20 protein-coding genes and 1 other RNA gene are annotated in these 21495 nt (G+C 57.7%); 4 read left to right on the forward strand and 17 right to left on the reverse strand.

Going from position 1 to position 21495, the window contains the following annotated elements; genetic code table 11:
- Positions 1-36: 36 nt before the first annotated feature.
- The 8 genes from KHQ26_RS23470 to KHQ26_RS23505 all read right to left on the reverse strand — a co-directional run bounded on the left by KHQ26_RS23470 (position 37) and on the right by KHQ26_RS23505 (position 10160).
- Entirely contained in the window at positions 37-780 is a 744-nt protein-coding gene (locus KHQ26_RS23470) for an SDR family oxidoreductase (protein ID WP_004174442.1), read from the reverse strand.
- A gap of 62 nt (positions 781-842) precedes the next feature.
- On the reverse strand, positions 843-3716 hold the full coding sequence (gene gcvP, locus KHQ26_RS23475) for an aminomethyl-transferring glycine dehydrogenase (protein WP_002916478.1): 2874 nt from the start codon (positions 3714-3716) through the stop codon (positions 843-845).
- Positions 3717-3922: 206 nt separating this feature from the next.
- Positions 3923-4312, reverse strand: a complete 390-nt coding sequence (gene gcvH / locus KHQ26_RS23480) for a glycine cleavage system protein GcvH (RefSeq protein ID WP_002916479.1) — start codon at positions 4310-4312, stop codon at positions 3923-3925.
- Between the two features lie 24 nt (positions 4313-4336).
- The gene (gcvT, locus tag KHQ26_RS23485) at positions 4337-5431 is read right to left on the reverse strand and encodes a glycine cleavage system aminomethyltransferase GcvT (protein ID WP_002916480.1); all 1095 of its coding nucleotides are present in this window, start codon (positions 5429-5431) and stop codon (positions 4337-4339) included.
- 422 nt (positions 5432-5853) lie between these two features.
- Positions 5854-7056, reverse strand: a complete 1203-nt coding sequence (gene ubiI / locus KHQ26_RS23490) for an FAD-dependent 2-octaprenylphenol hydroxylase (RefSeq protein ID WP_002916481.1) — start codon at positions 7054-7056, stop codon at positions 5854-5856.
- Between the two features lie 10 nt (positions 7057-7066).
- Positions 7067-8245 (reverse strand): 2-octaprenyl-6-methoxyphenyl hydroxylase, encoded by a 1179-nt coding sequence (gene ubiH / locus KHQ26_RS23495; RefSeq protein WP_002916482.1) that lies wholly within the window; start codon positions 8243-8245, stop codon positions 7067-7069.
- The gene (gene pepP / locus KHQ26_RS23500; RefSeq protein WP_020804641.1) at positions 8242-9558 is read right to left on the reverse strand and encodes a Xaa-Pro aminopeptidase; all 1317 of its coding nucleotides are present in this window, start codon (positions 9556-9558) and stop codon (positions 8242-8244) included. The genes ubiH and pepP overlap by 4 nt, the downstream gene beginning before the upstream one ends.
- Before the next feature lie 23 nt (positions 9559-9581).
- Positions 9582-10160, reverse strand: a complete 579-nt coding sequence (locus KHQ26_RS23505; RefSeq protein WP_002916486.1) for a YecA family protein — start codon at positions 10158-10160, stop codon at positions 9582-9584.
- Positions 10161-10326: 166 nt separating this feature from the next.
- Between KHQ26_RS23505 and zapA the strand changes: the two genes are divergently transcribed.
- The 3 genes from zapA to KHQ26_RS23520 all read left to right on the forward strand — a co-directional run bounded on the left by zapA (position 10327) and on the right by KHQ26_RS23520 (position 11576).
- Positions 10327-10656: a cell division protein ZapA gene (gene zapA, locus KHQ26_RS23510; RefSeq protein ID WP_002916488.1), complete on the forward strand. Its 330-nt coding sequence runs from the start codon at positions 10327-10329 to the stop codon at positions 10654-10656.
- 41 nt (positions 10657-10697) lie between these two features.
- A non-coding RNA gene (ssrS, locus tag KHQ26_RS23515) (6S RNA) lies at positions 10698-10881 on the forward strand.
- Between the two features lie 98 nt (positions 10882-10979).
- Entirely contained in the window at positions 10980-11576 is a 597-nt protein-coding gene (locus KHQ26_RS23520; RefSeq protein ID WP_002916490.1) for a 5-formyltetrahydrofolate cyclo-ligase, read from the forward strand.
- 83 nt (positions 11577-11659) lie between these two features.
- Here the strand turns inward: KHQ26_RS23520 and serA are convergent, their stop codons facing one another.
- Complete coding sequence (gene serA, locus KHQ26_RS23525) at positions 11660-12892, reverse strand: phosphoglycerate dehydrogenase (RefSeq protein WP_019704920.1); 1233 nt, start codon at positions 12890-12892, stop codon at positions 11660-11662.
- Between the two features lie 269 nt (positions 12893-13161).
- Positions 13162-13821 carry a ribose-5-phosphate isomerase RpiA gene (rpiA, locus tag KHQ26_RS23530; protein WP_002916495.1) on the reverse strand — a complete coding sequence of 220 codons (660 nt, stop codon included), beginning with the start codon at positions 13819-13821 and terminating at the stop codon, positions 13162-13164.
- A gap of 167 nt (positions 13822-13988) precedes the next feature.
- On the opposite strand from rpiA, the gene argP reads away from it, so the two are divergent.
- On the forward strand, positions 13989-14882 hold the full coding sequence (gene argP, locus KHQ26_RS23535) for a DNA-binding transcriptional regulator ArgP (RefSeq protein WP_002916497.1): 894 nt from the start codon (positions 13989-13991) through the stop codon (positions 14880-14882).
- A 53-nt stretch (positions 14883-14935) separates the two neighbouring features.
- On the opposite strand, the gene KHQ26_RS23540 is transcribed toward argP, so the two are convergent.
- The 7 genes from KHQ26_RS23540 to KHQ26_RS26355 form a co-directional block, all read right to left on the reverse strand.
- Positions 14936-15703, reverse strand: a complete 768-nt coding sequence (locus KHQ26_RS23540; protein WP_002916499.1) for an oxidative stress defense protein — start codon at positions 15701-15703, stop codon at positions 14936-14938.
- A gap of 89 nt (positions 15704-15792) precedes the next feature.
- Complete coding sequence (gene argO / locus KHQ26_RS23545) at positions 15793-16428, reverse strand: arginine exporter ArgO (protein WP_004144747.1); 636 nt, start codon at positions 16426-16428, stop codon at positions 15793-15795.
- A gap of 151 nt (positions 16429-16579) precedes the next feature.
- Positions 16580-17437 carry a small-conductance mechanosensitive channel MscS gene (locus tag KHQ26_RS23550; RefSeq protein ID WP_002916504.1) on the reverse strand — a complete coding sequence of 286 codons (858 nt, stop codon included), beginning with the start codon at positions 17435-17437 and terminating at the stop codon, positions 16580-16582.
- 190 nt (positions 17438-17627) lie between these two features.
- Positions 17628-18707, reverse strand: a complete 1080-nt coding sequence (gene fbaA, locus KHQ26_RS23555) for a class II fructose-bisphosphate aldolase (RefSeq protein WP_004144748.1) — start codon at positions 18705-18707, stop codon at positions 17628-17630.
- A gap of 97 nt (positions 18708-18804) precedes the next feature.
- Positions 18805-19968 carry a phosphoglycerate kinase gene (pgk, locus tag KHQ26_RS23560; protein WP_002916508.1) on the reverse strand — a complete coding sequence of 388 codons (1164 nt, stop codon included), beginning with the start codon at positions 19966-19968 and terminating at the stop codon, positions 18805-18807.
- A gap of 39 nt (positions 19969-20007) precedes the next feature.
- Positions 20008-21036, reverse strand: a complete 1029-nt coding sequence (epd, locus tag KHQ26_RS23565; protein WP_002916512.1) for an erythrose-4-phosphate dehydrogenase — start codon at positions 21034-21036, stop codon at positions 20008-20010.
- A gap of 385 nt (positions 21037-21421) precedes the next feature.
- Positions 21422-21495 (reverse strand): hypothetical protein (locus tag KHQ26_RS26355; protein WP_223817327.1); only part of this gene is annotated, 74 nt, incomplete at its 5' end.

Consider the following 21495-nt stretch of genomic DNA (forward strand, 5'->3'; position numbering starts at 1 on the left):
GTCCAGCAGCGCCGCCGGGCAATAGACATCTACGGGTTATTTCCCGCCCGCCAGTTCAAGGAAGCTACCCGTCACATACGACGCTTTGTCGCTCAGCAGCCAGGCAATGGCCTGAGCGACCTCTTCCGGCTGGCCGCCGCGCTGCATCGGTAGCGAACCTTTCACTCGATCCACGCGTCCCGGTTCACCGCCGGAGGCGTGCATCTCGGTATAAATCAGCCCCGGACGCACGCCGTTCACCCGGATCCCCTGCGCCGCCACCTCCAGCGCCAGCCCGGTAGTCAGGGTATCTACCGCCCCTTTCGACGCGGCATAGTCAACGTACTCCCCCGGCGCGCCAAGGCGCGACGCCGCCGACGACACGTTAACTATCGCCCCGCCCTTACCGCCATGTCGATGTGACATGCGCTTTACCGCCTCGCGACAGCAGAGGAAATAACCGGTGACGTTGGTGGCCAGCACGCGGTTAATACGCTCGGCGCTCAGGCTCTCCACCGTACACTGGGTAAACAGGATCCCGGCGTTGTTGACCAGCGCCGTCAGCGGCTCGCCCATGCGGTCGATCGCCTCAAACATCGCCATCACCTGCGCTTCATCGCTGATGTCCGCCCGCAGCGCCGTGGCTTTGCCGCCAGACGCCACAATGGTATTCACCACCTCGGTGGCGGCGTTAATGTTGTGATGGTAATTGACCGCCACGGTATACCCTTCCTGCGCCAGCAGCAGCGCCGTCGCCCGGCCTATGCCGCGGCTCGCGCCGCTAATAAGAGCTATTCCCATACCTTCCCTCCAAAAAAATAAAGGCGCCGCAGCGCCTTTAAAAGTTTAGCTAAAACGCAAACTTACTGGTATTCGCTCATCGGCACGCAGGAGCAGAACAGGTTGCGGTCGCCGTAAACATCATCCAGACGTTTCACCGTCGGCCAGTACTTGTTGTGCAACCCTGCCGGGAATACCGCCAGCTCACGGCTGTACGGATGGTTCCACTCGCCCACCAGCTCGCCCTGGGTGTGCGGCGCGTTCACCAGAGGGTTATCCTCCAACGGCCATTCGCCGGCTTTGACGCGGTCGATTTCCGCGCGGATCGCCAGCATCGCGTCGATAAAGCGGTCCAGCTCGACCTTGCTTTCCGATTCCGTCGGCTCAACCATCAGCGTTCCCGCTACCGGGAAAGACATGGTCGGGGCATGGAAGCCAAAGTCGATCAGGCGCTTGGCGATATCCAGCTCGCTAATGCCGGTCTCTTCTTTCAGCGGACGAATATCGAGAATGCATTCGTGCGCTACGCGACCATCGCGACCGGTGTAGAGCACCGGGTAGGCGTCTTTCAGTCGGGTAGCGATGTAGTTGGCGTTAAGGATCGCGTTCTGGCTCGCCTGCTTCAGCCCTTCCGCGCCCATCATGCGGATATACATCCAGCTGATCGGCAAAATGGACGCGCTGCCGAACGGCGCGGCGGAAACCGCGCCCTGGCGGGTCAGCATACCTTCAATTTGTACCACGCTGTGGCCCGGTACAAACGGCGCCAGGTGCGCTTTCACGCCGATTGGGCCCATGCCCGGGCCGCCGCCGCCGTGCGGAATGCAGAACGTTTTATGCAGGTTGAGGTGCGAAACGTCGGCGCCGATAAAGCCCGGAGAGGTGATCCCGACCTGGGCGTTCATGTTGGCGCCGTCGAGATAAACCTGGCCGCCAAACTGGTGCACGATCTCGCACACTTCGCGAATGGTCTCTTCATACACGCCGTGGGTCGACGGATAGGTGACCATGATGCAGGAGAGATTGGCCCCCGCCTGCTCTGCTTTTTCACGCAGATCGGCGAGATCGATGTTGCCGTTTTTATCACAGGCAACGACCACTACCTGCATACCCGCCATCTGCGCGGAAGCCGGGTTGGTGCCGTGCGCGGAGCTAGGGATCAGGCAGATATCGCGATGGCCTTCGTTGCGGCTCTCGTGATAATGGCGAATCGCCAGCAGACCAGCATATTCACCCTGCGCGCCGGAGTTCGGCTGCATGCAGACGGCGTCATAGCCGGTCAGTTTCACCAGCCAGTCGGAAAGCTGGGCGATCATCTGCTGATACCCTTCCGCCTGCTCGACCGGGCAGAACGGGTGCAGCTCGGCGAATTCCGGCCAGGTGATCGGGATCATCTCCGCCGCGGCGTTCAGTTTCATGGTGCAGGAGCCCAGCGGGATCATCGCCTGGTTCAGCGCCAGATCTTTACGCTCCAGGGCGTGCATGTAGCGCATCATCTCGGTTTCGCTATGGTAGCGGTTAAACACCGGATGGGTGAGGATCGCATCGTCGCGCAGCATCGCCGCCGGGATCGAACGGCTATCCAGCGCCACGTCTTTATCCAGGGTATCGATATCCAGACCGTGATCGTCGCCGACGATGGCGCGGAACAGGTTCAGCACATCTTCGCGGGTGGTCGCTTCATCGAGCGTAATGCCCACCGCGCCGTGAATATCGCTGCGCAGGTTAATCTGCAGGGCTTCGGCACGCGCCAGCACCGCGGCTTTATCCGCCACTTCGACGCACAGGGTGTCGAAGTAGTGGGCATGGCGCAGCTTCAGCCCTTTCTTCTGCAGGCCATCGGCCAGAATGTCGGTCAGACGATGAATGCGGCCAGCGATACGTTTCAGACCCGCCGGGCCGTGGAATACCGCGTACAGGCTGGCGATGTTGGCCAGCAGAACCTGCGAGGTACAAATGTTGGAGTTCGCTTTCTCACGGCGGATGTGCTGCTCGCGAGTCTGCATCGCCATGCGCAGCGCGGTATTCCCCGCCGCATCTTTCGATACGCCGATAATCCGGCCCGGCATGGAGCGTTTGAATTCATCTTTCGCCGCGAAGAAGGCTGCGTGCGGGCCGCCGTAGCCCATCGGCACGCCGAAGCGTTGGGCGGAACCGAAAACGATATCCGCGCCCTGCTTGCCCGGCGCCGTCAGCAGCACCAGCGCCATAAAGTCGGCGGCGACACTGACAATCACTTTGCGCGCTTTCAGCTCGGCGATCAGTTTGCTGTAATCGTGGATTTCGCCGGTGGTGCCCACCTGCTGCAGCAGCACGCCGAAGACATCCTGGTGATCGAGCACTTTGTCGGCGTCATCGACGATGACGTCGAAACCGAAGGTTTCCGCGCGGGTGCGCACCACGTCCAGGGTTTGCGGATGGACGTCGGCGGCAACGAAGAAGCGGTTGGCGCTCTTCAGTTTACTGACGCGTTTGGCCATCGCCATCGCTTCGGCGGCGGCGGTGGCTTCATCAAGCAGCGAAGCGGAAGCGATATCCAACCCGGTCAGATCCAGTGTGACCTGCTGGAAGTTGAGCAGCGACTCCAGACGGCCCTGGGATACTTCCGGCTGGTAAGGGGTATAGGCGGTATACCAGCCCGGGTTTTCCAGCATGTTGCGCTGAATGACCGGCGGCAGCTGCACGGCGGTATAGCCCATGCCGATGTAAGACTTGAAGCGCTTGTTGCGACTGGCAATCGCCTTCAGCTCCGCCAGCGCGGCGAATTCGGTAGTCGCGTCGCCCACCTGCGGTGGGGTCGCCAGCTGGATATCCTGCGGCACAATCTGGCCGATCAGGGCGTTAAGCGAATCCGCGCCGACGGTCTTCAGCATCTCTTGCTGTTGCTGAGCGTCCGGGCCAATGTGACGTTCAATAAAGGCGTCGCGGTTTTCAAGCTGACTTAAAGTCTGAGTCATGAGCGATGGTTCCTGAAACGTGCGGTGAATCGTGGTTGTCTGACTGGTTTGCCCGGCAAGCGCTGATGCTTACCGGGCCAGAATACGCAAAATCATTCGCGTTGCAGGAAGGCGGCGACACAGCGACTCCCCGGGAGCTTACAAAAGTAAGTGACCGGGGGGAGCCAGGAAGCCAACGCCCCTGCAGCGTGAAGGATGAAGCGTATTTATTCGTCTTCCAGTAAAGCTTCATACGCGGCGGCATCCAGCAGCGCGGCAACCTGCGCTTCGTCGCTGGCTTTGATCTTGAAGATCCAGCCGTCGGTATACGGGTCGCTGTTGACCAGTTCCGGAGAGTCGTTCAGCTCTTCGTTGACGGCAACGATTTCACCGCTAATCGGCGCGTAGATATCGGAGGCCGCCTTCACGGATTCGGCAACCGCGCAATCGGCGCCCGCTTCAACGGTGGCGCCCACTTCCGGCAGGTCAACGAAAACCATATCGCCAAGCAGCTCCTGCGCGTGCTCGGTGATCCCTACGGTATAGGTGCCGTCCGCTTCTTTACGCAGCCACTCGTGTTCTTTGCTGTATTTCAGTTCTGCTGGTACGTTGCTCATCAATTCATCTCCAAAAAAGGGAAATCACACAATGGCTTTGCCATTGCGTACAAAACCAGGTTTAGTCACTTTTACCGGCATTTCACGGTTACGGATTTGCACCACCGCGGTGTCGCCAATCCCGGCCGGCACGCGAGCCAGCGCGATGCTGTAGCCCAGCGTCGGCGAGAAGGTGCCGCTGGTGATAATGCCTTCTTTTTGATTACCGTCGCTATCGGTAAAACGGACCGGCAGACCACCGCGCAGGACGCCTTTCTCGGTCATCACCAGGCCAACCAGCTGCTCGGTACCTTTTTCGCGCTGCATCTCCAGCGCTTCGCGGCCGATGAAGTTACGATCGGCGGGCTCCCAGGCGATAGTCCAGCCCATGTTCGCCGCCAGCGGGGAAACGCCTTCGTCCATCTCCTGGCCGTACAGGTTCATCCCGGCCTCCAGGCGCAGGGTGTCGCGCGCGCCAAGACCGCACGGCTTAACGCCAGCGTCCAGCAGACCGCGCCAGAAATCAGCCGCCTGCTCGTTCGGCATCGCAATTTCATAACCCGCTTCGCCGGTATAGCCGGTGGTGGCGATAAACAGGTCGCCGGCCTGCACGCCGAAGAACGGCTTCATGCCTTCCACGGCCTGACGCTGAGCGTCGGTAAACAGCGTCGCCGCCTTCGCTTTCGCCTGGGGGCCCTGCACCGCGATCAGCGACAGATCGTCGCGAACGGTAATTTCAAGGCCGTAAGGTTCAGCTTGTTCGGAGATCCAGGCGAGGTCTTTTTCGCGGGTGGCGGAGTTAACAACGAGGCGGAAATAATCTTCAGAAAGGAAATAGACAATCAGGTCGTCGATGACGCCGGCGGAGGCGGTCAGCATGCCGGTGTAGAGCGCTTTGCCTGGGGTGGTGAGCTTCGCCACATCGTTGGCCAGCAAATAGCGCAAGAACTCGCGGATCCGGCTGCCGTGGAAATCGACGATGGTCATATGCGACACATCGAACATCCCTGCATCGCCGCGCACCGCATGGTGCTCATCAATCTGGGACCCGTAATGCAGCGGCATCATCCAGCCATGGAAATCCACCATGCGCGCGCCGCACAGCGTGTGTTGTTCATACAACGGAGTCTGTTGAGCCATCTTTTCCTCATCGAATAAAACGGAACCAGCCACGAAATTGTCGGCGATTTTGCGCCATGAAATTCGGCGTCGGCATCGCTGACGGACGCCGACGCAAACGTTCTCTTTGGCCTGAACTTACCACCGAACCCGGCGCTAAACCATAAGCTCATTCAGGGCATCACATTAGCTTATGGCTAAAATCCGCCGAAAAGCCTACAGAGTTATTGACTGGAAAAAAGCGATTTACGCCACATAAAATTAACATTAACGGCGCGACAATTAGGTAATGATGGTGTTTTATGCGATTTTACGGCTCTAATTTCTTTAACAAAAAAAAGGACGCATTAATAAATCTAATGCGAAAAAAGAGGTGAAATTAGAATATTTCAAATGAGGGGGAAAACCCGGCGCCCAGGCCGGGTGAAAGAAGTGTGACGCGGTTAACGTAACCAGGCAGGCAGATCGTTGAGGCCCATCGCCTGGCGAATCAGCTGCGGTTTCACGCCCGGCAGCGTATCGGCCAGTTTGAGTCCCACATCGCGAAGAAATTTCTTCGCCGGATGGCTCCCGGAGAACATTTCGCGGAAGCCCTGCATGCCCGCCAGCATCAGCGCCGCGCTGTGCTTGCGGCTGCGCTCGTAGCGGCGCAGATAAAGATGCTGGCCGATATCTTTGCCCTGAGCGTGCAGGCGCTTCAGCTCGTCAATAAGCTCGGCGGCATCCATAAAACCGAGGTTGACCCCCTGCCCGGCCAGCGGATGGATGGTATGCGCGGCATCGCCGACCAGCGCCAGTCGGTGGGCGGCAAACTGACGGGCATAGCGGCCGGTCAGCGGGAAAACTTCACGTTCACTTGCCAGCTGGCAGAGGCCAAGGCGATTATCGAACGCGATATTCAGCGCCTGGTTGAAGGTGGTTTCATCAGCCTGCTGCATCCGCTGCGCTTCCCCCGGCGATAGCGACCAGACGATCGAGCACAGGTGCGGATCGCTGAGCGGCAGGAAGGCGAGGATCCCGTCGCCATGGAACGCCTGGCGGGCCACCGCCTGATGCGGCTCAGCGGTACGGATGGTCGCCACCAGCGCATGATGATGGTAATCCCAGAAGGTCAGCGGAATATCGGCTTTATTGCGCAGCCATGAATTGGCACCATCGGCGCCGATCACCAGCCGCGCGGTCAGCATGCTGCCGTCCTGCAGGCTGAGAAAGGCTTCATTCTCGCCCCACGCCACCTGCTGAAGTTCCGCTGGAGCCAGCAGGGTAACGTCAGCGCAACGCTGCGCCTTCTGCCACAATGCATGATGCACTACGGCATTTTCGATAATATAGCCAAGGTGGCTAAAGCCCATGCTCTGGTCATCGAAGCTAATGTGGCCAAAGCTGTCTTTATCCCACACTTCCATACCGTGATAGCAGCTGGCCCGCTGGGCGACGATCTCGCGCCAGACGTCCAGCTTTGTCAGCAGCTTTTCGCTGGCGGCATTAATTGCCGAAACGCGCAGCGCCGGCGGCGCATCGGCGGCCAGCGGTCGCGGCTCTGCTTTCTCCAGCACTGCGACGCGCAGGCCGCTACCCTGTAGACCGCAGGCTACCGCCAGCCCCACCATTCCACCGCCAACAATGGCAACATCAACACTTTGCACGTTCTACTCCTTAACGGGGAACCCAACCGAGGGTACGCTGCGCCAGCGCATCGCGCGCCGGGGTAAATAATTCCATCGCCATCAGACCGACGTTGCGCCCCGCCACCAGCGGCGCCCAACGGTTGGCAAACAGATGCACCAGCCCATCGGTCACGCCGATGGTGGCGGCTTTATCCCCTGCCCTGCGCGCCTGATAGCGGCACAGCAGCGGATAATGACCGACATCTTCGCCGCTGAGATGGGCGTCAGCGAGTAATTCCGCCAGGCTCATCACATCGCGCAGGCCGAGATTAAAGCCCTGCCCGGCGATCGGGTGCAGCGTCTGCGCCGCGTTGCCGACCAGCGCCAGGCGGTGCGACACCGCGCGGCTGGCGGTGGTGAGGGCCAGCGGATAGACGCTGCGCTTCCCGGCGTGGGTAATACGCCCCAGCCGCCAGCCGAACGCCTGCTGCAGCTCCTGACAAAAGCGTTCGTCAGACCAGCTCTGCACCTCATCGCGGCGCGACTGCGGATGACACCACACCAGCGAGCAGCGCCCTTGCGACATCGGCAGCATCGCCAGCGGGCCATGCTCGGTAAAGCGCTCGAAGGCGCGACCTTCGTGGGGCAACGCGGTGCTGACGTTAGCAATGATCGCTATCTGCTCATACGGCTGCTGCTGCCAGCTGATGCCGCAGCGGGCGCCCAGTGCCGAACGGGAACCGTCCGCCGCCACCAGCAGCTTACCGTTAATGATTTCGCCGCCCTCAAGCGTAAGGCTGACGCTCTCCTGGCTGCGACTGACCGCTTCCACTTTCGCCGGACAGTGCAGCGTGACGCCTGGCGCCTCGCGCAGCAGACCAAACAGCCGCTGGCCGACATCGTGGAGTTCAACCACCTGGCCCAGCGCCGACAGGCCATAATCCGCCGCCGCCAGATTCACAAACCCGGCATGACCGCGGTCGCTGACGTGTACTCGCTGGATGGGCGTCGCGCGTTCGGCGAGGCGTTGCCAGATACCGATACGCGCCAGCTGCTGGCAGGTGCCCGCAGCCAGGGCGATCGCCCGGTCGTCAAAGCCAGGGTGGCGTGACGAATGCGGATCCTGCGCTTCAATGAGGTGGACCGGCAGCGCGCCGCCGGTCAAACGGGAGATGGCCAGCGCGAGCGTCGCCCCGGTCATCCCGCCGCCGACGATCAGCACGCTCATGACTGGCGCGCCGCCGCCATCAGCGCCTCGATCTCATCCGCCTTCTTCACCACGCCGGCGGTGAGATTTTCGTTACCGTCTTCGGTAATCACGATGTCATCTTCAATACGGATGCCGATGCCGCGATACTGCGCCGGCACGTCGGCATCGGTGGCGATATACAGCCCCGGCTCGACGGTCAGCACCATGCCCGGCTCCAGGACGCGCGAACGGTCGGTGTCGTAATTACCGACATCGTGCACATCCAGACCCAGCCAGTGGCTCAGGCCATGCATAAAGTACGGGCGGTGGGCGTTGTTGGCGATAAGCTCGTCAATCTCGCCTTTCAGGATCCCCAGCCGCACCAGGCCGGTAATCATAATGCGCACCACTTCCTGGTTAACCTGACAGATCGAGGTGCCCGGCCGATAGAGTTTCAGCGCGGTCTCCAGCGATTCGAGCACAATGTCGTAGATCTCGCGCTGCGGCGGGGTAAATTTACCGTTTACCGGGAAGGTGCGGGTAATGTCCCCGGCATAGCCGCGATACTCGCAGCCGGCGTCAATCAGGACTAAATCGCCGTCGCGCAGTTCAGATTCGTTTTCGGTGTAGTGCAGAATACAGCCGTTTTCGCCGCCGCCAACGATGGTGTTATAGGAGGGGAAACGTGCCCCGTGGCGGTTGAATTCATGGAGAATTTCACCTTCCAGCTGATATTCGAACATGCCAGGGCGGCATTTTTCCATCGCCCGGGTATGGGCCAGCGCGGTGATCTCCCCGGCGCGGCGCATCACGGCAAGCTCTTCCGCGGATTTAAACAGGCGCATCTCATGCACAATGGGCCGCCAGTCGATAACCGAGTTCGGCGCCTGCAGATTCTGGCGCGAGCCTTTGCGCAGTTTTTCGAGGGCGTTGAACACAATCTCATCGGCATAGGCATATTCACCCTGGGCGAAGTAGATCGCGTCCAGACCGTTGAGCAGCTGATACAGCTGCTGGTTGATTTCGCTGAACGCCAGCGCCCGGTCGACGCCAAGCTTCGCCGGCGCGGCCTCCTGGCCCAGACGGCGTCCAAACCAGATCTCAGCGGTCAGATCGCGAACCCGGTTGAACAGCACGCTATGGTTGTGGGTTTCATCGCTTTTAATCAACACCAGCAGCGCTTCCGGTTCGTTAAAGCCGGTGAAGTACCAGAAATCGCTGTTCTGCCGGTAGGGATATTCCGAATCTGCACTGCGCACCGCTTCCGGTGCGGCGAAAATCAGCGCCGCGCTGCCTGGCTGCATCTGCGCCAACAGCGTCTGGCGACGCGATAGAAATTCCTGCTGAGTCATGACGCCCCCTGAACGAATTTTAGTTAGTGTAATGTCGGTTTGCGGACTTCCGGTGCGGTTGGCTGCTGACGGGCAAAGGTGTCGTGGCACAGCAGTGCGGCAACGCGGACATACTCGATAATCTCCTCCAGAGACATCTCCAGCTCTTCCTGATCTTCGTCTTCATCGTAGCCCAGCTGGGCAATATTACGCAGATCGTCAATCGCTTCCCCGGTTTCATCCTTCACTTTATCCAGCTTCGGCTGGCTAACGCCAAGACCAAGCAGGAAGTGGTTGACCCAACCGGCGAGGGCGTCGGCACGGTCAAAGACGCTCACCGCATCGCCTTCCGGCAGATACAGTTGAAAGAGGAAACCGTCGTCATCCAGTGAATCGCTGATGGCGGAATGCATGTTACGCAGCGCCTGAGCCAGTTCATGGCCAAAGGCGAGACCTTCGTTGGTCAGGTCGTGCACCAGCGGCTGCCAGCTGCTGTCCGTGTTGCCGCCGCACAGCAATCCGCTGATCAAACCGTGCATTTCGGCCGGGGTGAGACCTACCCCTTGTTGGTTCAGTAACTGGTCTACATCGTTGTAACCAGGCATTTCGTTCTGTATAGACATGCGCATTCGTCATCGTTGGGAGGAATATTCATGGTATGCTACCACTTTGGACCCTGGTGAACCAGAATAGGGCTTGTATCTTCGCACCAGGGTAGCTATAGTGTCGCCCCTTCGCAGACCCGGGCCAGGGTGTGAAGGCAGCGCAGTCAATCAGCAGGAAGGTGGCATGTCTGCACAACCCGTAGATCTCCAAATTTTCGGCCGTTCACTGCGAGTGAATTGCCCGCCTGAACAAAGGGATGCCCTGAATCAGGCAGCTGAAGACCTTAATCAGCGGTTGCAAGATTTAAAAGAACGCACTAGAGTCACAAATACTGAGCAGCTGGTCTTCATCGCGGCGTTGAACATCAGCTATGAGTTGACTCAGGAAAAAGCGAAGACCCGCGACTACGCTTCCAGCATGGAGCAGCGCATTCGCATGCTTCAGCAGACCATCGAACAAGCATTGCTTGAGCAAGGTCGCATAAGCGAAAAGCCAGGGTCGAAGTTTGAATAACACTTTGCAGTTAACTGTGTTAGAGTAATCGCAAGAACAAAATTTCTCTGAGATGTTTGCAAGCGGGCCAGTCCCCTGAGCCGATATTTCATACCACAAGAATGTGGCGCTCCACGGTTGGTGAGCATGCTCGGTTCGTCCGAGAAGCCTTAAAACCGTGACGACACATTCACCTTGAACCAAGGGTTCAAGGGTTACAGCCTGCGGCGGCATCTCGGAGATTCCCTTATTTACTTCGCATCATCCCCCATACGTGTTTTCGGCTGAAGCCGCCCTGTATTACACTTGCTCCTATTGTTTCGCCAGCTCGTAACGAGACCTGCATGACTATACAGCCCGATACCCTGCTCTCCCGTCAGCATATTCGCCAGCAGATCCGCGATCGTCGACGCGCACTCAGCCCGGAGCAACAGCGCCTGTTTGCCCAACAGGCCGCCGAGCGGATGATGGCCTGGCCGCCGGTAGTTCTCGCCCACAACGTGGCGCTGTTTCTCTCCTTTGACGGCGAGCTGGACACTCAGCCGCTGATCGACCAGCTCTGGCGCGCCGGCAAGCGGGTATATCTCCCGGTGCTGCATCCCTTTAGCCCCGGCAATCTGCTGTTTTTACACTACCATCCGCAGAGCCAACTGATCGTGAATCGCCTGAAGATCCGCGAACCGAAGCTCGATGTGCGGGATGTGCTGCCGCTGGCTGAACTCGATGTGCTGGTGACCCCGCTGGTGGCCTTCGATGTCAGTGGCCAACGGCTGGGAATGGGCGGCGGTTTTTACGACCGGACGCTGCAAAACTGGCAGCAGTATCGCCTGCAGCCGGTGGGCTACGCGCACGACTGCCAGCAGGTGGATAGCCTGCCGAGCGAAGAGTGGGATATCCCGCTGCCGGCGGTCATCACCCCGGGAAAAACCTGGTGTTGGTAGGTACGCGGGGAAGAGAAATTCAGCCTGGAAAGTATTAACAAAAAAACGGGCAGGTACGCGACCTGCCCGAGAGGCAAAAATGATTAGAACAGCAGACGGGCGCGGATAGTCCCCGGGATCGCTTTCATTGCCTGCAGCGCCTGCTGGGCAACATCTTCCTCCGCTTCAATATCAATCACCACGTAGCCCATCTGCGGCGACGTTTGCAGATACTGGGCGGCAATGTTGATGCTCTGCGCGGCGAAGATTTGGTTGATTGCGGTCAGGACGCCCGGTCGGTTCTCATGGATATGCAGCAGACGGCGGCCGCCGTGCAGCGGTAGAGATACTTCCGGGAAGTTAACTGCCGACAGGGTTGACCCGTTGTCAGAGTATTTCGCCAGCTTGCCAGCTACTTCCAGACCGATGTTCTCCTGCGCTTCCTGAGTGGAGCCACCTATATGCGGTGTGAGGATCACGTTATCAAACTCGCACAGCGGCGAAGTGAAGGGGTCGCTGTTGGTCGCAGGTTCAGTCGGGAAGACGTCGATAGCCGCCCCGGCCAGATGCTTCCTGGCCAGCGCATCGCATAGCGCCGGAATGTCCACCACGGTACCGCGGGAGGCGTTGATCAGCAGCGCGCCCGGCTTCATCAGCGCCAGTTCTTCCGCACCCATCATATTTTTGGTAGAGGCGTTTTCCGGCACGTGCAGGCTGACCACATCGCTCATGTTCAGCAGGTCGGAGAGATGCTGTACCTGAGTGGCGTTGCCGAGCGGCAGTTTGTTTTCAATATCATAGAAGAAGACGTGCATTCCCAGCGATTCCGCCAGAATGCCAAGCTGGGTACCGATGTGGCCGTAACCGATGATGCCCAGCTTTTTACCACGCGCTTCGAAGCTGCCGACCGCCTGCTTGTTCCACACCCCGCGGTGCGCTTTGGCGTTGGCTTCCGGCACGCCGCGCAGCATCAGCAGTAGTTCGCCGATCACCAACTCGGCCACCGAGCGGGTGTTAGAGAACGGCGCGTTAAACACCGGAATACCGCGCTTCGCAGCGGCGTTCAGATCGACCTGGTTGGTCCCGATGCAGAAGCAACCGACGGCAACCAGTTTTTCCGCTGCGGCGAAAATCTCTTCAGTCAGATGGGTACGGGAACGCAGGCCGATGAAATGGGCATCACGGATCGACGCTTTCAGCTGTTCTGAATCCAGCGCGCCTTTATGAAATTCAATGTTGGTGTAACCCGCTGCGCGAAGGCTATCGATTGCCTTTTGATGCACACCTTCAACCAGCAGAAATTTAATCTTGTCTTTTTCCAGTGATACCTTAGCCATTTCCCCGTCCTGTTTTGTCTTAACTGATGTCGTGCTGAACGAAAGTTCGTCTCAGCAACATATCAAAAAAAACTATCGCGGCAATATGAACGTTTGCGTCGCCGTCCTGAAGAAATGTCATCCAGAGGGAAATCGCAGGACAAAACACCAGAAAGAGAAGAAATGGTAGCGTGTAAATCAGAATGGTTGCATAAATGTGACAGAAGTCACCAAATTGCACCTGGTGAAAAAATATTTGCGAGGGAGCCGGTCGGCTCCCTGCGGACAGACTATTTTACGATGGTCTTCACGCCGTCGGCAGTACCAATCAGCGCCACGTCGGCGCCACGGTTGGCGAACAGCCCCACGGTGACGACGCCAGGAATACCGTTGATCGCGTTTTCCAGCGCGATCGCATCGAGAATTTCCAGGCCGTGCACGTCAAGGATCACGTTGCCGTTATCGGTCACCACGCCCTGACGGTACTCTGGACGGCCGCCCAGCTTGACCAGCTGACGCGCCACGGCGCTGCGCGCCATCGGAATGACTTCCACCGGCAGCGGGAACTTGCCCAGAATATCGACCTGCTTGGAGGCGTCGGCGATGCAGATAAATTTATCCGCGACCGAGGCGATGATCTTTTCACGGGTCAGCGCCGCGCCGCCGCCTTTGATCATCTGCATATGGCCGTTGATCTCATCCGCGCCGTCAACATAGATCCCCAGGCGATCGACGCTGTTAAGATCGAAGACGGTGATCCCGAGGCTTTTCAGCTTCTCGGTGGAGGCGTCGGAGCTGGAAACCGCCCCTTCGATCTGCCCCTTCATGGTGCCCAGCGCGTCAATAAAATGGGCCGCCGTCGAGCCGGTGCCTACGCCGACAATAGTCCCTGGCTGTACATATTGCAGTGCTGCCCAACCTACCGCTTTTTTCAGTTCATCCTGCGTCATAATTCTGGTCCGAGATGTGAATGCCTGTGGCGCATTATAGAACATCGATAGTGGAAATGTCCCTGCGATGCAGATCACACAACTGAACAGACCAATTTCGTCTGTATCAAATAAAAATTTATGTCATAGTGCGAGATAACGATTAGTTATGGGGGCACGCCAGAATAATGAAACGACCGGACTACAGGACACTACAAGCGCTGGATGCGGTGATTAGGGAACGAGGATTTGAGCGCGCCGCGCAGAAGCTATGTATTACCCAGTCCGCCGTCTCACAGCGTATTAAGCAGTTGGAAAATATGTTCGGCCAGCCGCTGCTGGTGCGTACCGTGCCGCCGCGCCCCACCGAGCAAGGACAGAAACTGCTGGCTCTGTTGCGCCAGGTTGAACTGCTGGAGGAAGAATGGCTGGGCGATGAACAAACCGGCTCTACGCCGCTGCTGCTGTCGCTGGCGGTGAACGCCGACAGTCTGGCGACCTGGCTGCTGCCGGCGCTGGCCAACGTTCTGTCAGACTCCCCTATTCGTCTCAACCTGCAGGTGGAAGATGAAACCCGCACCCAGGAGCGCCTGCGCCGTGGCGAAGTAGTGGGCGCAGTGAGTATCCAGCCGCAGGCGCTGCCAAGCTGCCTGGTGGATCAGCTGGGGGCGCTCGATTACCTGTTTGTCGCATCAAAAGAGTTTGCGCAACGCTATTTCCCGAATGGCGTGACGCGTTCGGCGCTGCTTAAGGCGCCAGTCGTCGCCTTCGACCATCTGGACGATATGCATCAGGCGTTCCTGCAGCAAAACTTCGACCTGCCGCCGGGCAGCGTCCCCTGCCACATCGTCAACTCGTCGGAAGCTTTCGTGCAGCTGGCGCGCCAGGGCACCACCTGCTGTATGATCCCGCATCTGCAGATCGAAAAAGAGCTCAACAGCGGCGAACTTATCGATCTCACCCCGGGCCTGTTCCAGCGCCGCATGCTCTACTGGCACCGCTTCGCCCCGGAAAGCCGCATGATGCGCCGGGTGACCGATGCGCTCATTGACTACGGACACAAGGTGCTGCGTCAGGATTAAACCGCGGGCATAAAAAAGCCACTTCGCTGAAGTGGCTTTTTTGTTTCTATCGCTTACTGGGCCGGTTTCGGCGTTTCCGCCGGTTTCGCCGGGGTGGCTGGAGCAGCGGCTTGCGCCGGCTGCAGCTCAAAGACTACATCGACCTGGTCGTCAAACTGGATAGTCGCCTGCTCGTAGGTTTCCTGGGCAGAAACCGGCGCAGCGTCAGCGGCCTTCATCATGCGAACCATCGGGCTCGGCTGATAGTTGGAGACATGGTAGCGCACGCTGTACACCGGACCCAGCTTGCTGTGGAAGCCTGCGGCCAGCTCCTGCGCCTGATGCACGGCGTCGTCGATCGCCGCTTTACGCGCTTTATCTTTGTAGGCGTCCGGTTGCGCAACGCCCAGCGAGACGGAGCGAATCTCGTTGAGACCCGCTTTCAGGGCGCCATCCAGCAGACCGTTGAGTTTATCCAGCTGGCGCAAGGTCACTTCCACTGTGCGCACCGCGCGATAGCCTTTCAGAATGCTTTTCCCGTTCTGATAGTCGTAATCAGGCTGGGTACGCAGATTCGCCGAGTTGATGTCCTTTTTAGCAATACCGCTCTTTTCGAGGAAAGAGAGATATTGCGCAACGCGATCGTCAGCCTGTTTTTTTGCCGACGCGGCGTCTTTTGCCGACACGTTCACTTCGATCGCCAGGGTGGCGATGTCCGGAACCGCGGCAACGCTTGCTGTGCCTGAAGTCACAATGTGCGGGCCATCCGGCAATTCGCTGGCCTGTGCCGCCATCGTGGTCAATCCGAGTGTTGCCGCCAGGGCTAAGACTTTTAACTTCACTGTCGTTTCTCCATGTTACTTAAATCGCCCTTACGGGACGCATGCCAGCAAGCTTAGCGCGTACAGCAGGAAAGTCCATCGGACAACGCTTAGTTAAGCAACGCCTGGATATGGCTGACGCCTTCTCTTGCCAGCTGAAACGCAATAAACCACATGACGGCGCCGACCACAATATTGATGATCCGCTGGGCTCTGGCGGTACGCAGTCGCGGCGCCAGCCAGGCGGCTAACAGCGCCAGGCCAAAGAACCACAGGAAAGAGGCGCTAATGGTCCCTAGCGCAAACCAGCGCTTCGGCTCCACCGCCAGCTGACCTCCCAGGCTGCCTAACACCACAAAGGTGTCCAGATAAACGTGCGGGTTAAGCCAGGTCACCGCCAGCATGGTGATAATGATTTTCCAGCGCCCCTGCTGCATTACCTCTGCATTGGCGAGTTCAAGACTCTGACTGAACGCCGTTTTCAATGCGCCGAAGCCATACCACAGCAAAAAGGCCACGCCGCCCCAGGTCACTAGCGCCAGCAGCCACGGGGATTGCATCAGCAGTGCGCTACCGCCGAAAATGCCAGCGCAGATTAACAGCAAGTCGCTGACCGCGCATAGCAGGGCAATCATCAGATGATACTGACGACGGATCCCCTGATTCATCACAAAGGCATTTTGTGGGCCAAGCGGCAATATCATAGCCGCTCCCAGGGCAAGCCCCTGAAAGTAATAAGTAAACATAAGGATTTATCCGCTGAGTTCGAGAGTGGCGCTGACTATAGCGCGAATGAATTATTAGCGGAAATTGAAAGAATTAATCATTAATTAGAACTACTAATGATGAGCTATTGAAAAAGGCCGGCATGGCCGGCCTGAGTTATTGAGAGGCGGTTTACTCTGCTTTTTCCGGCAGGCGCACCACATGAACATCCATCTGCGGGTAAGGGAAGCTGATGCCGTTGGCGTCAAATTCACGCTTGATACGCTCGAGGATATCCCAGTAGACGTTTTGCAGATCGCTGCTTTTGCTCCACACGCGCACCACGAAGTTCACCGACGAGGCGCCGAGTTCGTTCAGACGAACGGTCATTTCCCGATCGCGCAGAATTCGATCGTCAGATTCGATAATCGAGGTCAGCAGCTGCTTTACCTTGTCGATATCAGCATCGTAAGCGACGCCGATAATAAACTCATTGCGACGCGCAGGCTCCCGGGAGAAGTTAATGATATTGCCGGCGATGATTTTCCCGTTCGGGACCACCACTACCTTACCGTCCGCGGTACGCAGGGTGGTGGAGAAAATCTGCACGTTCAACACCGTACCTGCCACGCCGCCAAGGTCGACATACTCGCCAGCGCGGAACGGGCGGAACATCACCAGCAGTACGCCTGCGGCAAGGTTCGACAGCGATCCCTGCAGCGCTAAACCCACCGCCAAACCGGCAGCACCCAGCACCGCAATCACCGAGGCGGTCTGCACGCCTACCCGCCCCAGGGCGGCAATCAGTGTAAAGGCGATAACCGCATAGCGCACCAGCGCAGAGAGAAAATCGGCCACGGTAGCGTCAATTTTACGCGCCAGCATCAGGCGGTTGACGGTATTAGAGACGACGCGCGCCACGATCATCCCGACGATCAGGATAGCGATAGCCGCGACGATGTTGACGGCATAGCTCAGCAGCAGCTCCTGGTTGCGTGCCAGCCACGTCCCGGCGTGGTTGATGCTATCGACAACGTTCAAATCTTCCATTTAACATTCCTTATGAATCCCCTGGGGGGAAGTAAATAACTCAGCCTGCGACAGGGCAGTCAGGTTATAGGGTAAACAATAAGTGCACGTTTTGCCAAATGGATCACAGTTTTCTGCCACGCTATCCTGTTGTTAAGATAATAAAAAAGCCCGCATTGCTGCGGGCTTCCGGGTAAGAAACAGATTTTTCTTACAGAACGTCGATCGCGTTCAGCTCTTTAAATGCCTGCTCCAGACGAGTCACCATGGAAGTCTGGGCAGCACGCAGCCATACGCGCGGGTCGTAGTATTTCTTGTTCGGCTGGTCTTCGCCTTTCGGGTTGCCCAGCTGGCCCTGCAGGTAAGCTTCGTTCGCTTTGTAATACTGCAGGATACCGTCCCAGGTTGCCCATTGGGTGTCGGTATCAATGTTCATTTTCACCACACCGTAGCTGACGGAGTCTTTGATTTCCTGAGCGGAAGAACCGGAACCGCCGTGGAACACGAAGTTCAGGCTGTTGTGCGGCAGGTTGTGTTTCTTGGAAACATATTCCTGAGAGTCGCGCAGGATGGTCGGGGTCAGAACTACGTTACCTGGTTTGTACACGCCGTGTACGTTACCGAAGGAAGCGGCGATGGTGAAACGCGGGCTGATTTTGCTCAGCTCGGTGTAGGCGTAATCCACGTCTTCCGGCTGGGTGTACAGGGCGGAAGCGTCCATGTGGCTGTTATCCACGCCGTCTTCTTCACCGCCAGTGCAGCCCAGTTCGATTTCCAGGGTCATGCCCATTTTGGCCATGCGCGCCAGGTACTTAGAGCAGATCTCGATGTTTTCGTGCAGGGACTCTTCAGACAGGTCGATCATGTGGGAAGAGAACAGCGGTTTGCCAGTAGCGGCGAAGTGTTTTTCACCGGCGTCCAGCAGGCCGTCGATCCACGGCAGCAGTTTCTTCGCGCAGTGGTCAGTGTGCAGGATAACCGGCACGCCGTAGTGTTCAGCCATCTGGTGCACGTGGTGGGCGCCAGAGATAGCGCCGAGGATAGCAGCACCCTGAGGAACGTCAGTTTTCACGCCTTTACCTGCGATGAACGCTGCGCCGCCGTTAGAGAACTGAACGATAACCGGAGAGCGAACTTTCGCTGCAGCTTCCAGAACGGCGTTGATGGAATCAGTACCTACGCAGTTTACCGCCGGCAGTGCAAAGTTGTTTTCTTTCGCTACCTGGAACACTTTCTGAACGTCGTCGCCAGTGATGACGCCCGGTTTTACGAAATCAAAAATTTTAGACATGTTACTTAGTCCTGTATCTGTATCTTCGACCGTTGAAGAAGGTTCGCGAGCCCTTAAGCGCGCTGAAAAACAGGCGGGTTTCCCCGCCTGAACTGAATTACTGCTTAGCGCGCTCTTCGAGCATCGCTACTGCCGGCAGGACTTTGCCTTCGACGAATTCAAGGAATGCGCCGCCGCCAGTGGAGATGTAGGAAATTTTGTCAGCGATGCCGAACAGGTCGATCGCTGCCAGGGTGTCACCGCCGCCGGCGATGGAGAAACCTTCGCTGTCCGCGATAGCGTTAGCCACGATTTCAGTCCCTTTACGGAAGTTAGGGAATTCGAATACGCCAACCGGGCCGTTCCACAGGATGGTTTTGGCGTTCTTCAGGATTTCAGCCAGTTTCTGTGCGGAAACGTCGCCAAGGTCCAGAATCTGCTCGTCATCTTTGATGTCGTTAACAGATTTCAGGGTTGCCGTTGCGGTTTCGGAGAACTCGGTCGCTACGCGAACGTCGGTCGGAACCGGGATATCGCAGGTGCCCAGCAGGCGCTTGGCTTCATCAACCAGATCTGCTTCGTACAGGGATTTACCGACGTTGTGGCCCTGAGCGGCAACGAAGGTGTTAGCGATACCGCCGCCCACGATCAGCTGGTCAGCGATTTTAGACAGGGAATCCAGAACGGTCAGTTTGGTGGACACTTTAGAACCACCAACGATAGCGACCATCGGACGAGCTGGCTCTTTCAGCGCTTTACCCAGCGCGTCCAGTTCAGCGGCCAGCAGCGGGCCTGCGCACGCCACGTCAGCAAATTTGCCGATGCCGTGGGTGGAAGCCTGCGCGCGGTGCGCAGTACCGAAAGCGTCCATCACGAACACGTCGCACAGCGCAGCGTATTTCTTAGACAGTTCTTCGTCGTCTTTTTTCTCGCCTTTGTTGAAGCGAACGTTTTCCAGCACCACCAGTTCACCGGCAGCCACTTCCACGCCGTCCAGGTAGTCTTTAACCAGGCGTACCGGGTTGGACAGTTTGTCTTTCAGGTAATTAACAACCGGCAGCAGAGAGAATTCTTCGTTGTACTCGCCTTCGGTCGGACGACCCAGGTGAGAAGTAACCATGACTTTCGCGCCCTGCTTCAGCGCCAGTTCAATGGTCGGCAGAGATGCACGGATACGTGCGTCGCTGGTTACTTTCCCGTCTTTAACTGGTACGTTCAGATCCGCACGGATAAAAACGCGTTTACCAGCCAGATCCAGATCGGTCATCTTAATTACAGACATGGTGAATCCTCTCGTTGATTCATAAAGTTTTGTCGACGTTTACGCGTCGAACCTGAAACCAATAGCCGCCATCGCTAACGTCGTGTCGAGCATTCGGTTAGCAAAGCCCCATTCGTTATCGCACCAGACCAGCGTTTTGATCAGATGCGCGCCACTGACCCGGGTTTGCGTACCATCGACGATGGCGCTGTGCGGATCGTGGTTAAAATCTGTCGAGACCAACGGTAATTCCGTATAGTCAACTATACCATGAAATGCACCTTGTGCTGCTTTTTGCAGCAACTGGTTGACTTCACATGCTTTTACCGGTTTTTTCACCGTCACGCTCAGGTCAATTGCCGTCACGTTAATCGTCGGCACCCGCACGGCAATCGCTTCAAAACGGTCGTTAAATTGCGGAAAAATACGGGTGATCCCTGCCGCCAGTTTGGTATCCACCGGAATGATCGACTGGCTGGCCGCGCGGGTACGCCGCAGATCCGGATGATAAGCGTCAATCACCTGCTGGTCATGCATCGCCGAGTGAATGGTGGTGACGGTGCCGGACTCAATGCCATAGGCGTCATCGAGCAGTTTAATGATCGGAATAATGCAATTGGTGGTGCAGGAGGCGTTGGAGACAATGCGATGCCCGGCGCGAAGTTCATCCTGATTTACGCCGTACACCACCGTCGCGTCGAGGTCGTTGCCGCCGGGGTGGGAAAAGAGCACTTTTTTCGCCCCCGCCTGAAGATGGGCTTCACCGTGTTCACGGCTCCCGTATACGCCGGTACAGTCAAGCACGACGTCCACCGCCAGTTCGCGCCAGGGCAGCGCCGCAATGGTCGGCTCATGCAGCAGACGGATGGCATCGTCGCCAACAAACAGCTGCTCGCGCTCCTGACGGACATCCCAGGCGAAACGGCCATGGCTGGTGTCATATTTCAATAAATGCGCGATGCCCGCGGCATCCGCCAGCTCATTGATTGCCACCACGGTGATTTCCGCACGACGCCCGGATTCATATAGAGCACGAACCACGTTGCGTCCAATGCGACCGAAGCCATTAATCGCGATGCGAATGGTCATAGATCTCCTGCAAGGCTGTCCCTGTTATGAGGTGGCTGACAGAGTAATCCAGCAACGCTCTGAGGGGAACCTTACCAGCTGCAAACTGCGACTGATTGATTAATTGTCGAACATTTAAACGACTGAAACGCTTCAGCTAGAATAAGCGAAATGAGGAATAAAAGGAATGTTTGTCCAGCGCAATAAACCAGCTATATGACTCACATCACATTTTTGCTGGAATAATTTACAACCGTATTACATGGTTCAGGAATAGCAGATACAAAAAAGCCGGGTGGCGAGATAAAAGCAAAACGGTAACCCAGGGGTTACCGTTTTTGGTGTTGGCACCCTCTCCTGCGGGAGAGGGTTGGGGTGAGGGCATCAGCCCGCACCGTACCAGCGATTACAGCAGCGCTTTCGCTTTAGCGACCACGTTATCAACGGTGAAGCCGAACTCCTCGAACAGCTGCTCAGCCG

This window comes from Klebsiella sp. 10 (assembly GCF_018223925.1).
GTDB lineage: Bacteria > Pseudomonadota > Gammaproteobacteria > Enterobacterales > Enterobacteriaceae > Klebsiella > Klebsiella pneumoniae.